The organism is Aggregatibacter aphrophilus ATCC 33389 (assembly GCF_900636915.1).
Taxonomy (GTDB): Bacteria; Pseudomonadota; Gammaproteobacteria; order Enterobacterales; family Pasteurellaceae; genus Aggregatibacter; species Aggregatibacter aphrophilus.
In genome coordinates this window covers 1,272,353-1,288,007 of the sequence record NZ_LR134327.1, presented here as the reverse complement: position 1 = coordinate 1,288,007, position 15,655 = coordinate 1,272,353, and the positions used below count along the sequence as shown (strand labels likewise).

Below are 15,655 nucleotides of genomic sequence, written 5' to 3'. Positions count from 1 at the left end.
GTGTAAACGCATTACAAAATTTAAAATTAAGTGGTGGAATCATGCACACCTTACAAGAGAAAATAAAATGACAACCCAAAACTTCCTAGTAGAAATCGGCACAGAAGAGCTGCCACCAAAAGCTCTCAAAACATTAGCAACCTCTTTTGCGGATAACGTTGAAGCGGAATTAAACCAAGCGGGTTTAACCTTTGACAAAATCGAATGGTTTGCGGCGCCGCGCCGTTTGGCGGTGAAAGTGTTGAACTTAGCTACACAGCAACCAAGCAAAGAAATCGAAAAACGCGGGCCGGCAGTATCAGCCGCCTTCGATGCAGAAGGCAAACCAACGAAAGCGGCAGAAGGCTGGGCGCGTGGTTGTGGGATTACCGTTGAGCAAGCAGAACGCATTGCGACTGATAAAGGCGAATGGCTCGTTCACCGTGCGAAAATTGAAGGTCAGCCGACTAAAAACTTGCTTAACGGCATTGTGGCAAACGCGTTAGCAAAATTGCCAATTCCAAAACCAATGCGTTGGGCAGATAAAACCGTGCAATTTATCCGTCCGGTTCACACGGTAACTATGCTGTTAGGTGATGAGTTAATCGAAGGCGAAATCTTAGGTGTAGTAAGCGCACGCACCATTCGAGGTCACCGTTTCTTAGGCGAGAAAGAATTTGAAATTCAACATGCAGACCAATATCCGCAATTATTGCGTGAAAAAGGTTCTGTGGTAGCCGATTTCAACGAGCGTAAAGCAGAAATTCTTGCAAAATCTCAAGCAAAAGCGACCGTACTTGGCGGCGTAGCGGATATTGAAGAAAGCTTACTTGAAGAAGTGACTTCATTGGTGGAATATCCAAACGTATTAGCGGCAAAATTCGAAGAACGTTTCTTAGCCGTGCCTGCGGAAGCCTTGGTTTACACCATGAAAGGCGACCAAAAATATTTCCCAATTTATGATAAAAATGGCAAATTATTACCGCACTTTATTTTCGTATCGAACATCAACCCGGAAGATCCAACCGCGATTATCGAAGGTAACGAAAAAGTGGTTCGCCCACGTTTAACCGATGCGGAATTCTTCTTCAAAACCGACTTAAAACAAAAACTGGTTGATCGTTTACCACGCTTAGAAACCGTGTTATTCCAACAACAACTGGGTACATTGAAAGACAAAACTGACCGCATTGAGCAACTAGCAGGCGAAATTGCAAAACAAATCGGCGCAGACGAAGCGAAAGCAAAACGCGCCGGCTTACTGTCAAAATGTGACTTGATGACCAACATGGTATTTGAATTCACTGACACCCAAGGCGTGATGGGGATGCACTATGCCCGTCATGACGGTGAGGACGAAGAAGTTGCGGTGGCGTTAAATGAACAATATATGCCACGCTTTGCCGGCGATGAATTACCAAAATCTCTAGTGGCAAGTGCGGTTGCTTTAGCGGATAAATTTGACACCTTAACAGGTATTTTCGGTATCGGACAAGCACCGAAAGGCAGTGCCGACCCATTTGCATTACGCCGCGCAGCGTTAGGCGCATTACGTATTATCGTTGAGAAAAACTTACCACTGGATTTAGAAGATTTAGTGAAAAAATCCACCGCACTTTTCGGCGATAAACTCACTAATCAAAACGTGGTCGCCGATGTGGTGGACTTCATGCTCGGTCGTTTCCGTGCATGGTATCAAGATGAAGGCATTGCGGTGGATGTGATTCAAGCGGTATTGGCGCGTCGACCAACTCGTCCTGCTGATTTTGATGCGCGCGTGCGTGCGGTTTCACACTTCCGTACACTTGATTCTGCGGAGGCCTTGGCAGCCGCCAATAAACGTGTGGCGAATATTTTGGCGAAAGCGGAAGACGACATTGGCACAATTGATGTGGCGTTATGCGTTGAACCGGCAGAACAAGTGCTTGCGCAAAGCGTGTTAAGTCTGGCGAAAGAAGTTCAGCCATTAATCGCACAAGGCGAATACACCGCGGTGTTGGATAAACTCGCCGGCTTGCGTCAACCGGTGGATAACTTCTTTGATAATGTGATGGTGAATGCGGAGGATGCCAAATTGCGTCAAAACCGCCTAGCCATTTTGAACACGTTGCAAGGGTTATTCTTACAGGTGGCGGATATTTCGTTGTTGCAATAAAAGATAAAAGTGCGGTCACAAAATCATGTGTTTTTCCACCGCACTTTCCGTATAAAAAAAGCCGAATAGGATTATTCGGCTTTTTCTTTAGATCTTCTATCTGGAAATTATTTATTCTTTCCTTCCTTCCAAATACAACCACTCTGCCACTTGTTTGGCGAAGTAAGTCAAAATACCGTCAGCGCCGGCACGTTTGAAGCAAAGTAAAGATTCCATGATACATTCTTTTTCTTTCAACCAGCCGTTTTGAATGGCGGCCATATGCATGGCGTATTCACCGGACACTTGGTAGGCAAAGGTTGGTATGCCGAATTGTTGTTTTACGCGATAGACTAAATCTAAATATGGCATACCCGGTTTCACCATCACCATATCGGCGCCTTCTTCCAAGTCTAATGCTACTTCTTGTAAGCCTTCGTCGCTGTTAGCCGGATCTAATTGATAGGTCTTTTTATCACCGCCTTTTAAGTTGCCGGAAGAGCCCACAGCGTCACGGAACGGGCCGTAATAGTTGGAGGCATATTTAGCGGAGTAAGCCATGATGAGGGTGTTAATAAAGCCTTTTTCTTCCAAGGCGTTGCGGATTCTGCCGATGCGGCCGTCCATCATGTCGCTTGGCGCGACCACATCTGCGCCGGCTTCTGCGTGGGAAAGGGCTTGTTTGATTAATACGTCGGTGGTGATGTCGTTCAGCACGTAGCCCTCTTCGTCGATAATGCCGTCTTGTCCGTGTAGGGTGTAAGGGTCAAGCGCCACATCGGTTAACACGCCAAGGTCAGGATAGGCGGCTTTAAGCGCTTTCACTGCGCGTTGCACCAAGCCGTTCGGGTTATAGGCTTCTTCCGCCATTAAGGATTTTTTCGCCTGTTCTACCACAGGAAACAGCGCAATCACCGGCACGCCGTATTTCACCAATAAACCTGCTTCAATTAACAGTTGATCGATGGTTAAACGTTCTACGTTTGGCATGGAAGGCACGGCTTCACGATGATTTTCACCTTCAATAATAAATACGGGATAAATCAGATCATCAACAGTCAGTTTATGTTCCGCCATCAAGCGGCGACTAAAATCCTGTTTACGCATACGGCGTAAACGACGGGTTGGAAAACCGGTAAAAATTTGTTGTGTCATATTATCTCCCGAATTGAATTAGTGATTAGATGTGTTGTTTTCTTTTTGAGCGGTTTCATTTTCTTCACGCGGACGGTAAAAACGTGCGCAGAAGACACCTACTTCAAATAACAAACACATTGGAATGGCAAGCAGGGTTTGTGAGAACACATCCGGCGGGGTTAAAAGCATGCCGATAAAGAATGCACCCACAATAATATAAGGGCGTTTGGCTTTTAAATCTTCCGGCGTAGTGACACCTGTCCAGCACAGCAGAATGATGGCGACAGGCACTTCAAAGCAGATACCAAAAGCCAAGAAAAGGGTGAGAACAAAATCTAAGTAGCTACTGATGTCGGTGGCGATAGCCACGCCTTCCGGTGCAGTTTTGGTTAAAAAGCCAAACACTAGTGGGAATACCACATAGTAAGCAAAGGCCACGCCTAAATAAAACAACAGTGTGCTGGAAAATAACAGCGGATAAATCAGGCGTTTTTCATGTTGATATAACGCCGGTGCTACAAACGCCCAGATTTGGTAGAGCAAATAAGGTACGGAAATAAAAATCGCGACAACGCCGGTCAGTTTGATTGGGGTGAAAAACGGCGTGGCGATGTTGGTGGCAATCATGCTGGAACCGTTCGGTAGGTTAGCCGTTAAAGGGGCTGCCACAAAGTTATAAATTTCATTAGAAAAGTAAACGAGCGCCACAAATATCACGGCAACGAAAATAATGCTGCGTAATAAACGGTTGCGCAGTTCTACCAGATGAGTGATGAGGGGTTGAGTGTCGTCAACGCTGGTCATAAATTGTCCTAATTGAGGGTTGCGCCCTAGCTTTTATTTGAGGATTGTTCGGTTTTCTCCGAATGGGCATCTTCTGAATTGGCCGGCAAAGGATTATCCGGATCGTATTGATTGATGTAATAAGCCAGTTTTTCATCCAGCTCGATTTCTTCTTGCTCCGCTTGTTCTGCCGGGGAAAGTGCGGTCGAATTACGCGACATTTCTGCGACAGCCAAAGCTTCCGTGTTTTGCTCGGAAAAATCTTCGACATCGAGAATGTCGTAGTTGGCCATCGGGTTGTGGTCATTTGAGCCGGGATGGATGTCGTTGTTTTCATCAGGATTTTCCACCGCACTTTTCATTTGCTTGATTTGATCTTGCAAGGTGGTGTTGCTGTCGCTCGCCTTTTGTTCTAGATCAGCACGTAATTTATCGGCGGAGGCTTTCAACTCTTCAACCGTTTTGCCTAATTCCGGCGACAGGGCTTTGAGATTTAAAGTTTCCGCTTTTTTAATGCTTTCTTGTAATTCCTGCAATTTTAATTCTTGTTTCAACTCGTTTTGTACATTCGCAGCCAAACCACGAATGGTGCGCACCCAAGACATTACAGTGCGAATTGCCACCGGTAAACGTTGTGGGCCTAGTACCACTAAGCCCACAATGCAAACTAATAGAATTTCGGAAAAACCAATATCAAACACGAATTAAGCCTGTTCTTTGTCTTTGTTTTTTTGTTGTTCCGGCTGCGCGTTTTGTTTTTGTTCTACTTGATTAAAACCCGCATCTTCCGCTTTATTTTCTTCGTTCATTGCTTTTTTGAAGCCTTTTACCGATTCGCCTAAATCTGTGCCTAAAGTACGTAATTTTTTCGTACCGAATAGCAATACAATGATTAAGACTAAAATCGCTAATTGCCAAATGCTAATACCGCCCATAAAAACCTCGTTAATAGATGAAATTTGTAAGTTAAAAACGTGTCTGACTATACCCGTTTTGCCCTCGTTGAACAATAGCTAAGCCTGATTATTTTTGGATTTATTGATTTAGTTCGTATTGTGTCGAAGCCTGTGGCGACACGCGTTAACGCACCAATAGACCCAACAACCAAATGATAAAACTGAGCGTAAAAAACACCGCACTTAACCACCCCGGCAATTGCTGAAATTGCAACAGGGTGGAAATGAAAACCAATGCGCCAATCAACAGAGCGTAGTATTTGCTTACGGTATGCTGTTTTTTCTGTATTTTACGATTTAATTCAATCAGCTGATGTGCAATAACCCGTTGTTGTTGCAACGCATCCATAACATTTTCCGGTAATTCGGCAAAATGCTCACGCCAGTAAGGCAGTTTTTGTTTGACGGTTTTCAATACGGCTTTCACACCCATTTGTTCATCCAACCAATTTTGTAAGAATGGCTTCGCGGTGTCCCATAAATCCAGCTGCGGATAAAGTTGACGCCCTAACCCTTCAATATAGAGCAGCGTTTTTTGCAACAACACTAATTGAGGTTGCACCTGCATATTAAATTCGCGTGCCACGTTAAAGAGATTTAACAGCACATGACCGAAAGAAATTTCCGACAGGGGTTTGGCGAAAATCGGTTCGCATACTTCGCGGAATGCCTGTTCAAATTCGTCAATATTAGTGTCGGCGGGCGTCCAACCGGATTCCACGTGCATTTGCGCCACGCGGCGATAATCGCGGTTAAAAAACGCCACGAAACTTTCCGCCAAATAGCGTTTATCGTGATCGTTCATGCGTCCCACAATGCCGCAGTCGATGCCGATGTATTGCGGATCTTCAGGGTGTTGCGGATTGACAAAAATATTGCCGGGATGCATGTCGGCATGGAAAAAACTGTCACGAAACACCTGTGTGAAAAACACCTGCACGCCACGCTCCGCCAACAATTTCATATTCGTGCCGTTTTGTTCCAAGGTGGCAACATCAGACACCGGAATGCCGTAAATGCGTTCCATAACAATGACATTTTTATGGCAAAAATCCGAATACATTTGCGGAACGTATAACATCGGGCTGTTTTCAAAATTGGCGCGTAACTGTATAGCGTTAGCCATTTCACGGCGCAAATCCAATTCGTCCCGTAAGGTTTTTTCGTATTCACGTACCACTTCTACCGGGCGCAGGCGGTGACCTTCCGCCGATAAACGGGGAATCCAACCGGCAAGGCGATACATCAGCGCCAAATCCGCATCAATCACCTGTTGAATATTCGGACGAATAACCTTCAACACCACTTCTTGCCCCGCTAACGGCTGTGAAGCATTGAATTTTGCCGTGTGTACTTGGGCAATAGAGGCGGATGCCAGGGCGTTCTCGTCAAAGTCATCAAACCAAGTTTCTAATTGACCGCCTAATGCCCGTTCAATTTCGGCGCGTGCCAGTTTGCCGTCAAAGGGATCTACCTGATCTTGCAATAGTGCCAGTTCATCTGCGATTTCCGGCGGGAACAAATCCCGTCGGGTGGAGAGCATCTGCCCCAGCTTAATCCACACCGGCCCAAGTTCCTGCAGAGCCAAACGCAAACGTACACCAAAGGCAAGCCCCTTGTGTTTATTGCGTAGCCAAAATAGCGTTTTACGCCAACAGCGCAACGGGCGGATGTAACCATTATGTGGCAACACCTCGTCAAGACCATAGACGAGAAAGGTATGAATAATTTTGTACAGCCGTTTCAGATTTGCCAAATTCATTTGGATTCCGTTAATTGATTTATTTTTTGTTCTAAAAGTGCGGTCTGTTTTTCCAACATTTTTACTTCATCGGCAAAGTCCGCAAGGGCTAAGGCGGGAGAAATCAGTTGCCATTCTTCTGTTAGGCGTTCGCCCCAATAACGTTGGCTTTGGCTCAATTTCTGCCGACCGATAGCGGTAATTTTGCGTAAAAAATTGACCGCACTTTGCGCCGCAATGTCGCCCACATAAGGAGATAACAGTTCGGCAGGATCTTTTTCCAAAAACTCCACCAACGTGGCAAAATCCTGCAACACCTGCAAATCGCCTTCCAAGACGATAGATTTATCATTAATCCATTGGCTGATTTGCGATTTTTTTAATGGCGTAAATAACAACTTCAAACTGACGGTAACGGCGCAATCGGGCGTAGTTTCGTATTGCTGTAATATATCGACACGGCTTTCCGAAAATAGAAAGAACAGCGTAATATCCATGTTTTTTACGTTAACTTGTAAACTTTTGCCTGCCAGTTTGCGTAAATATGGTGCGCAATAGGCGGTTCGACCGATGAGATAATTTAGCACCGACTCTAAACCGCTATTGAGTAATTGGGGCAACATCAATTGTTGTTTTAGTGTCGCAATGTCTAAATTCATAGCTTTTCCTTAGAATTTATAACCGCGATGTAACGCCACAATGCCGGCGGTGAGGTTGTAATAACTGACTTCCTCAAAGCCTGCTTGAAGCATCATCTCTTTTAGCGGTTCTTGTGCGGGATGCATACGAATAGATTCTGCTAAATAGCGATAACTTTCGCCGTCATTCACTACCATTTCACCGATTTTCGGCAGAATATTGAAAGAGTAAAAATTGTAGGCTTTGCTGAGCGGGTCTAAAATCGGCTTGGAAAATTCCAAAACTAACAAGCGACCGCCCGGTTTTAATACGCGATACATGGAGCGCAGGGCTTTGTCTTTATCCGTCACATTGCGTAAGCCAAAGCTGATAATGACACAATCGAAAGTATTGTCGGGAAACGGCAGAGCTTCCGCATTGGCTTGCACATAATTCACATTATCTACCACACCGAGATTGCGCAATTTCTCGCGCTCTACCTGCAACATGGAGTCGTTAATGTCTGCCAACACCACTTCACCGCTTTGGCCCACTAAACGGGAAAATTTCGCTGTAAAATCCCCTGTGCCACCTGCCAAATCCAATACTTTTTGTCCTTTGCGCACACCGCTGCAATCAATCGTAAAGCGTTTCCACAGGCGATGAATGCCGAAAGAAAGCAAGTCATTCATTAAATCGTATTTGTCGGCCACCGAATGAAACACATTCGCCACCAGTTTTTGCTTTTCTTCTTTCGCCACGGTTTTGAACCCGAAGTGGGTCGTTTCCTGCTGATCGGCTGGGTTAAAGTGCGGTTGATTTTCAGCGTGTTTTTCTGAAGGTTGTGAATCGGAGATGTGTTCGGTCATGGTCGGCTCGGGCAAGTTAAAAATAAGCTCTAGCATAGCAAAAAAAGCGCAAGCTTTCTTGGGGAATTTGGGCAAATAATGGGAATGTTAAAAATTCATTGGATTTATTGGCGTCTTTAGTGCTGTTGGCAAAGCCGACTTTCAAAATTCTTCAGATTTTGTGACCGCACTTTTTGTTTAGCGTTGCGCTCATGATGTTTGCGAGAGTGGGGAATTTCGTTGTAGAGACTGACGTTATGTCTGTCCGAGAATCCGGGGATATGAATAGGACAGGTATAAAGCCTGTCCCTATGGTATTTTTGGATTATTCCTTTGACTGCTTCAACTTCTCAATCGCTTCTTTATTGAAGAAATAATGAGTGCCGCAGCGTTCGCATTGCATATCGATGCTGCCATTGTGTTCGGCGAGGATTTGCTCGATTTCTTCATCGGAAATGAGCAATAACGCTGCGCCGGAACGGTCTTGGGAGCAACCGCAATAGAAATGGACTGCCTGCGCCGGGAAGAGTTCGACGATTTCTTCGTGGTATAAGCGATAAAGCAGTTCTTCGGCGGTTAAGCCAAAAATTTCTTCGTCTTTGATCGTGGCGGTTAAAGTTGCCAAATGCTCAAAATCTTCCGGTGAGCCGGAACCATCCGGTACAATTTGTAATAGCATGCCTGCCGCTACCGGTTGGCCTTGGTATTCGCCGGTGCGAATGATGAGCTGGGTTTGTAGTTGTTCGGAGCGAATGAAATAGTCTTCCAAACATTCGGTAATGGTCGGTTTATCTAAAGGCACAACCCCTTGATAACGCTCGCCTTCTTGCGGGGCGATGGTTATGACTAAAACACCTTTGCCGATCATTTCATGTAGGCTCATGCCGTCTTGGATATCACCTTGCAGGCGGGCAAGGGCGCGTAGGCGTTGTTGGTCGTCGCCGTTAACGAGAGCCAGTTTTAACGGGCCATCGCCTTGAATTTGCACGGTAATGTTGCCGTTAAATTTTAAGGTGGCAGTGAGTAGGCTGGTGGCGACCATCATTTCGCCCAATAAATTGCGTACGGCTTGTGGATAATGATGGGTGTTTAACGTGTCGTTGAAGGTTTGATTTAGGCGAACCCATTCACCGCGCACGGCGCGATCTTTAAAGAGATAACGATAAAGTTGGTCATTGTCTTGTGTGTAATTTGTCATTGTGTTGTTCCTAATAAATACTGTTCGCTCAAATATAAGGGCGTTTGCGGCCATTACAAGGCGTGCGGTTAATCTTGCTGTTGATGTTTAAATTTGAGTAAATCGCGACGTTCTTTTTTATCGGGGCGACGATCGGGATGTGGCATCGAAAGGGCGTTCATTTTACGTGCCATTGCAAGTTTTTCACGATTGGTAAGGCTTTGTTCCGTTTCGCGATAAAGCAACTGGGCTTCCGGTGCACTACGACGTTGGGCGGATAAGGCTAAAATCACCACTTCTTTTTCTTCGTTGCCTTGACGTAATTTGAGGGTGGCACCTACTTCCACTATTTTGTTCAGTTTGGTACGTTGCCCGTTGTAATGCACTTTACCGCCGTCAATCATCTCTTTAGCGAGCGTACGGGTTTTGTAAAAACGCGCCGCCCAAAGCCATTTGTCCAGACGAACCGGGTCTTTTTCTTCAGTGGGTTGATGTTTTGCCATGTGTGCCGTTCCGTTAAATCAAAGTGCGGTAGTTTTTTACCGAGCAATGACGGGCGAAGGTTTTATCTGATAACGTGCTGTCGGGGTTTTCCACGCCGATGGTATAAGCGATGCCGAATTGTTTAGCGCTATCCAACACGGGTTCCGTATCGTCAATAAATAAGGTGCGTTGCGGATCAAACGGCGAGAATTGTTGCAAGCTGTGCCACAGGGATTGCTCCACTTTCGGTGCGTTAAACTGATGGCTGGAAAGCAACAAGTCAAAGTGCGGTGCTAAATCGCAGTGTTTTAATTTTTCTTCTAAACTGAATGGGTGACTGTCGGTCAGCAGAATCAATTTTTTGCGGCGCTCGCGGGCGGCTTGTAAAAACGGATAAACATCCGACCGCACTTTGATGTATTCACGCTGTTGTTGCATCAATTCCCGCAAGGGTAAATTCAGGCTTTCTTCCCAAAAATCAATGCAATACCATTGCATACTGAATTCCACTTGTTGATAACGATGGTGAATCAATTCGCGACTTTGCTCTACCGAGAGATTAAATTTTTGTGCATAGGCCTGTGGCACCACGTTTTTCCAAAAACGATGGTCGAAATAAAGATCAATTAGCGTACCGTCTAAGTCCAAAATTACGGTATCAATTGCCTGCCAATTTAATTTTTTTCGATTCATTCGTGCCGTTCCTTTTCTTTGTGCAAATAGTGGGGTATGGTATCGCCATTTTAGATGTTTGTAAAATCAGGAATGTAGTATGAGCGACTTAATAAAACCGCAGCTTTTAAATATAAAAACCATAGCAAAATCAACTATTTTTGAGATTCAATCGGTGGATTTGAAATTCGCCAATGGTGAGTGTCGTACTTATGAACGATTTCGTCCCGGTAAGTACGCGGCGGTGATGGTTGTTGCCATTGATGGTGACGATTTATTGCTGGTACGTGAATATGCCGTAGGGACGGAAAATTATGAACTGGGTTTTGTGAAAGGACGAATGGATGCGGGCGAAACGCCGGAGCAAAGCGCCAATCGGGAATTGCAGGAAGAAATTGGGTTGGGCGCAAGGAAATGGGTGCATTTACGTACTATTAATACGTCTGTCAGTTTTATGAATAACCCGATGCACATTTTACTTGCCACGGATTTTTATCTGAGCAAATTGGAGGGTGATGAGCCTGAACCCTTGCAATTAGTGCGTTTCCCTGTAGCGAAAATAGACGAATTACTTGCCGACTCTACGTTTAATGAAGCGAGAAATCTGACCGCACTTTATTGCCTCAGAGATTATTTGCAACGAAAAGCGTGAGTTAACAAATAAATCGGCGGTTATATTAATCGGTATTTCCCCGGGGAAATGCCGTAATACGATTTGAAGACTTTGGTAAAGTGGGTGTCTGATTGGTAGCCTACTTCCGATGCAATGACGGAAATGGGGTTTTGGGTGTTTTTCAGTAATACGCCGGCAATGTTCATTCTTATAATACTCATAAATTTACCGGGTGGAATCCCGGTTTTTTGTTTGAATGCGCGGATGAAGTTGGCGCGCGACATAGCACAACTTTCCGCTAAAGCTTCCATGCTCCAGCTTTTTTTAGGTGCTTCCACAATGGCATTTACTGCATTTTTTAAGCGTTTATCCTGTAAGGCGCCAAGAATGCCTTTATTGACTTGATGATGTTGCAGATAATCTCTGATCAAGTAAGTAAAGAGAATATTGCATAGCGCATTAACAACCACTTTGTTGCCCAAATTTTCTTCGGTTTCTTTACGCAGTAATTCCAGTAGTGCCATGATGGCGGCGTTATTACTGGAAAGATACCAATGGGGCAAGTTAAAAAGCAGGTTTTGGGCAAGATTGAGATAACGGAAATAACCGCAGAACATTTCAAAATCATCGGATTCGCTTGTGCTGTTACGATGCAATGTGAATGCGCCCTGTGTGGTTTCGGTAATCAGGCTTTCTGTTTCCTCGCCGTGATGAAGGCTATGTTCCTCACCATAAGGCAGGAAGATCACATCGCCTGGTTTGAGGTGGCAGGTTTGATTTTTCAGCCGAATTTGACATTCACCACGTGACACAATGTGAAATTTACCGATTAAATTGGGTTCCTGCTTGTGATGAACCAGCCAGTCTCCCCAGAAACGGCAGAGGATATTGATTTCTCCTTCAATTCCCGATAATCGAATTAGCTGATCTAAATAGTCCATATTTCAATGTTTGCCCTGATTAAACGAAGAAGCCTATCACAGCGTGGTAAGCTTCATATCGGTTTTTTAATTAGACGGATTTTTTCTCCTTTAACCATCGATTAGCACATTCAGCCGCAGCAACCAATCCTCCTGCCATCATGATGATATCTTTAATAACCAGCCGCCCTGCCGCAGATAAATAAGGGAAACCATAATTCGGCGTTGGTAAATCACCGCCCAAATTAGGCACCCAGGTTTCCGGTGTGAAAATCAGGAACGACAAGGTGACGATGGACATACCGAACGTGAGCAAACCGCCAAACAGCCCCAATGTAGGTGACCAGATGCCGGCTAAGGTTAATAAGCCGATGGTTACAATCATTGCACCGATAATATAAGAGGCTGTGTAAGTGCCGTTCGCTTTATGCCATTCAATATTTTTCGCCACCATTTTACCCTCCGGATTTTTATAAAGGGTATATTCTTTCACCAGCTCGCCTTTGTCATTTTGTACTAAATTCGATCCGTTTTTGTACAAGAAACTTAAAAACGGACTATTAGATACAAAATGCGCAATGCCGTCAGCTTCATATTGACAGACTTTTAAGCCCCCAATCCAGACCATTACGATACAAATGGCAATGCGTACAAAATTAATAAATTGGCGTTGCATCGGTGCAACAATTTTAGCAAGTAATTCAATGAATGCGTTCATTCTTAGCCTCACGGAAACTCATAATTAATTGGATGATACGAAACCTTTAGCGGTTAATTTACCTAAGTAGAATTAGGTTTGATGAACTATATCGTATATTTAAGATAAATAAATTGATATGCTCCAAGATTCCTTACTATTGATACTAAAACAGATGAATTTAAGATTATAACGATATCCTGCAGCTATTTATTTTGCTACCGAGTAGACGCCAATGAAAGACTAATAATTAAAAATATATTAAAAAATTTTATATAAATTTAAATAAAATTCAATTTAAGCAAAATAAACCGAATGAATCTTGATTGTTTTATGATTTTTTGCCAAGGTATCGTCATTTTTTATAAAAATTAATGAATGGGTATGTTATGCAATCGACAAATTTAAAAGAACTGACCTTTCGGGGAATACTGCTTGGGGCGCTGATTACGGTGCTGTTCACCGCATCTAATGTTTATTTAGGTTTAAAAGTGGGGGTAACTTTTGCTTCCTCTATTCCGGCAGCCGTGATATCCATGGCAGTACTGAAATTCTACAAGGATTCCAGTATTTTAGAAAATAATATGGTGCAAACCCAAGCCTCTTCTGCGGGGACACTTTCTTCCGTGATTTTCGTATTGCCGGGTTTGTTAATGATGGGCTATTGGCAGGATTTTCCGTTCTGGCAAACCATGTTGATTTGTGCGGCGGGCGGTACTTTGGGAGTGTTATTTACCATTCCGTTGCGTCGTGCCATGGTGGTAAATAGTGACTTGCCTTATCCTGAGGGCGTCGCTGCTGCTGAAATTTTAAAAGCCGGGAATCATACCTATGGTGAAAGTGGTGTCAAAGATATTGCTTACGGTGGTATTTTTGCCAGCATAGTGGCTTTCTTAACCAATGGCTTACGTGTTATGGCAGATGGAGCCAGCGCTTGGTTTACCGGTCCAGGCGGAAAAGCCGTCTTCCAAATTCCGATGGGCTTTTCTTTAGCATTGTTAGGCGCCGGTTATTTAATCGGTATCGTGGGCGGTATTGCGATGTTGTTGGGTACCTTTTTCGCTTGGGGCTTGGCTGTGCCATTCTTTACTATGTCCGGTGATATGCCGACCGATGCGACCATCGTCAGCTACGCCATGAGTATGTGGAAAACGAAAGTGCGTTTTATCGGCGTAGGAACGATCGGGATTGCGGCCATTTGGACCTTATTGATTTTGATGAAACCAATGGTACAAGGTATGGCGCATTCTTTCCGTATGTTGAAGGGACATCAGGCAGAATACGAACATCGTATTGATATTGACCTAGCGCCGAAAACCATGATTTATATTTTGATCGCGACTGTTATCTTGATTGTGATCTCTTTACATCACTTTATCGCTGCCGCGCCAATTTCACCTGAATTAACACTCTTATTGGTGGTGGTTTGTACATTCCTTGCAGTTTTTATCGGTTTTTTCATAGCGGCGGCGTCCGGTTACATGGCCGGGCTTGTAGGGGCCTCTTCCAGCCCGATTTCCGGTATTGGGATTATTTCCGTGATCGTGATTTCCTTGGTGTTGGTTTCTATCGGCAATGCTTCCGGCTTATTTGAAACGGCCGATGGACAGAAATTTTTGACCGCACTTACCTTGTTTACGGCGTCTATCGTGTTAACGACAGCGACTATTTCTAACGATAACTTGCAAGATTTAAAAACCGGTTTATTGGTGGAAGCTACCCCTTGGCGTCAACAGGTGGCATTGATTATCGGTTGTTTTGTGGGGGCATTAGTGATTGCACCGGTATTGGAAATTCTTTATCACGCATACGGCTTCACCGGTGCCTTACCGCGCCCGGATATGGATCCGTCACAAGCCTTATCCGCACCACAAGCCACCCTGATGACCACCATTTCACAAGGGATTTTCTCTAACAAATTGGAGTGGACTTACATCTTAACCGGCGTGGGTCTAGGTGCTGTGTTAATTATCATTGACAGCTTCTTGAAAAGAATGAGCAACAAAACCTTCGCTTTGCCGGTATTGGCTGTGGGAATTGGTATTTACTTACCGCCTTCTATTAATATGCCGGTAGTGACTGGTGCATTCTTGGCTTGGTTAATTAACCGTCACATTACCAAATACGTAGCGCGTAGTGGCGACAAAGACGCGAACAAACGGGCAGAGCGTTTCGGCACCTTGTTTGCTGCAGGCTTAATTGTGGGCGAAAGTTTAATGGGTGTTGTACTAGCTTTTATTATTGCCGCCTCCGTTACCTCCGGTGGTTCTGAGGCTCCGTTAGCCTTGAATTTAGAAAACTGGGGCACAATTGGTGAAGTGCTTGGTTTGGTTGTCTTTGTCATCGGCATAGCGATTTTCACTTCTCGCGTATTGAGAGCAAAAAAATCTGCGTGATCTCGTAATTTCATCTAAAATAGGCTATCTTCTGATAGCCTATTTTTTTAACTCGGGGAAATTATGCAGTCTAATTATCCTTATCTAAAAGCATTAATTATATTTCCTTTAATCATGCAAATTCTGGGAACCATCATTGCGATTTGTATTGGCGACAATACTGACGAGATGTTTGGCATTGTGGATTTGGTGCTGTTCTATATGTATGTCACTTTTTTTGTCGCTACCATTCCGGCATTTCTGATTGCATTGTGGGCAAAAGCATATCGTTACATTCGTTACAATGTACTTGCTATTGTTCTGATTTCGGCGATTATCGCGTTTTGTTATAGCAATGTGGCAGGTTTTATTTACATGATGTTGTTTGAAAAAACGATGACTTTCGGCATTTGGTTGCGTAGCGGCGCTTTAGATGTTGCGCTGCTACTCAGTTGCGGTATGGCGTTATATTCCGTACTGACATTACCTTTGTTGTTACCGAAGGAGAGATAATTCAGCAAA

Annotated in this window: 16 protein-coding genes; 4 read left to right on the top strand and 12 right to left on the bottom strand. The window is 44.3% G+C overall.

The features are described 5' to 3' along the window. Nucleotides 1-67 precede the first annotated feature (67 nt). A complete protein-coding gene (glyS, locus tag EL144_RS06315; RefSeq protein ID WP_005704657.1) occupies nt 68-2,134 on the top strand; it encodes a glycine--tRNA ligase subunit beta in 2,067 nt (688 codons plus the stop codon). A gap of 111 nt (nt 2,135-2,245) precedes the next feature. On the opposite strand, the gene hemB is transcribed toward glyS, so the two are convergent. From hemB to yrfG, 10 genes are all read right to left on the bottom strand, one after another. Beyond that, nucleotides 2,246-3,268 (bottom strand): porphobilinogen synthase, encoded by a 1,023-nt coding sequence (gene hemB / locus EL144_RS06310; RefSeq protein WP_005704658.1) that lies wholly within the window; start codon nt 3,266-3,268, stop codon nt 2,246-2,248. An 18-nt stretch (nt 3,269-3,286) separates the two neighbouring features. Next, the gene (gene tatC / locus EL144_RS06305; protein ID WP_005704659.1) at nt 3,287-4,054 is read right to left on the bottom strand and encodes a Sec-independent protein translocase subunit TatC; all 768 of its coding nucleotides are present in this window, start codon (nt 4,052-4,054) and stop codon (nt 3,287-3,289) included. 26 nt (nt 4,055-4,080) lie between these two features. Continuing rightward, entirely contained in the window at nt 4,081-4,734 is a 654-nt protein-coding gene (gene tatB, locus EL144_RS06300; RefSeq protein WP_032995348.1) for a Sec-independent protein translocase protein TatB, read from the bottom strand. A gap of 3 nt (nt 4,735-4,737) precedes the next feature. Further along, the gene (tatA, locus tag EL144_RS06295) at nt 4,738-4,968 is read right to left on the bottom strand and encodes a Sec-independent protein translocase subunit TatA (protein ID WP_005702504.1); all 231 of its coding nucleotides are present in this window, start codon (nt 4,966-4,968) and stop codon (nt 4,738-4,740) included. 145 nt (nt 4,969-5,113) lie between these two features. Next, nucleotides 5,114-6,751, bottom strand: coding sequence for a ubiquinone biosynthesis regulatory protein kinase UbiB (ubiB, locus tag EL144_RS06290; RefSeq protein WP_005704662.1), 1,638 nt, complete (start codon nt 6,749-6,751; stop codon nt 5,114-5,116). After that, a complete protein-coding gene (locus EL144_RS06285; protein ID WP_005704663.1) occupies nt 6,748-7,389 on the bottom strand; it encodes a ubiquinone biosynthesis accessory factor UbiJ in 642 nt (213 codons plus the stop codon). The genes ubiB and EL144_RS06285 overlap by 4 nt, the downstream gene beginning before the upstream one ends. Nucleotides 7,390-7,398: 9 nt before the next feature. After that, nucleotides 7,399-8,217, bottom strand: a complete 819-nt coding sequence (gene ubiE, locus EL144_RS06280) for a bifunctional demethylmenaquinone methyltransferase/2-methoxy-6-polyprenyl-1,4-benzoquinol methylase UbiE (protein WP_032995357.1) — start codon at nt 8,215-8,217, stop codon at nt 7,399-7,401. A gap of 304 nt (nt 8,218-8,521) precedes the next feature. Then, nucleotides 8,522-9,394, bottom strand: coding sequence for an Hsp33 family molecular chaperone HslO (hslO, locus tag EL144_RS06275; RefSeq protein ID WP_005704666.1), 873 nt, complete (start codon nt 9,392-9,394; stop codon nt 8,522-8,524). Between the two features lie 68 nt (nt 9,395-9,462). Beyond that, on the bottom strand, nt 9,463-9,876 hold the full coding sequence (hslR, locus tag EL144_RS06270) for a ribosome-associated heat shock protein Hsp15 (protein WP_005704667.1): 414 nt from the start codon (nt 9,874-9,876) through the stop codon (nt 9,463-9,465). 13 nt (nt 9,877-9,889) lie between these two features. Next, nucleotides 9,890-10,549: a GMP/IMP nucleotidase gene (yrfG, locus tag EL144_RS06265; protein WP_005704669.1), complete on the bottom strand. Its 660-nt coding sequence runs from the start codon at nt 10,547-10,549 to the stop codon at nt 9,890-9,892. 79 nt (nt 10,550-10,628) lie between these two features. On the opposite strand from yrfG, the gene nudE reads away from it, so the two are divergent. After that, entirely contained in the window at nt 10,629-11,180 is a 552-nt protein-coding gene (gene nudE, locus EL144_RS06260) for an ADP compounds hydrolase NudE (RefSeq protein WP_005702513.1), read from the top strand. Nucleotides 11,181-11,200: 20 nt separating this feature from the next. Here nudE and EL144_RS06255 read toward each other — a convergent pair whose 3' ends face one another. Both EL144_RS06255 and EL144_RS06250 read right to left on the bottom strand, forming a co-directional pair. Further along, nucleotides 11,201-12,082, bottom strand: a complete 882-nt coding sequence (locus EL144_RS06255) for an AraC family transcriptional regulator (RefSeq protein WP_005704670.1) — start codon at nt 12,080-12,082, stop codon at nt 11,201-11,203. Nucleotides 12,083-12,152: 70 nt separating this feature from the next. Further along, on the bottom strand, nt 12,153-12,779 hold the full coding sequence (locus EL144_RS06250; RefSeq protein WP_005702517.1) for a YkgB family protein: 627 nt from the start codon (nt 12,777-12,779) through the stop codon (nt 12,153-12,155). A gap of 368 nt (nt 12,780-13,147) precedes the next feature. Here EL144_RS06250 and EL144_RS06245 point away from each other — a divergent pair, with 368 nt between their 5' ends. Then, nucleotides 13,148-15,154, top strand: coding sequence for an OPT family oligopeptide transporter (locus EL144_RS06245; protein WP_005704671.1), 2,007 nt, complete (start codon nt 13,148-13,150; stop codon nt 15,152-15,154). A gap of 63 nt (nt 15,155-15,217) precedes the next feature. Then, nucleotides 15,218-15,646, top strand: a complete 429-nt coding sequence (locus EL144_RS06240) for a hypothetical protein (protein ID WP_005702519.1) — start codon at nt 15,218-15,220, stop codon at nt 15,644-15,646. Nucleotides 15,647-15,655 lie beyond the last annotated feature (9 nt).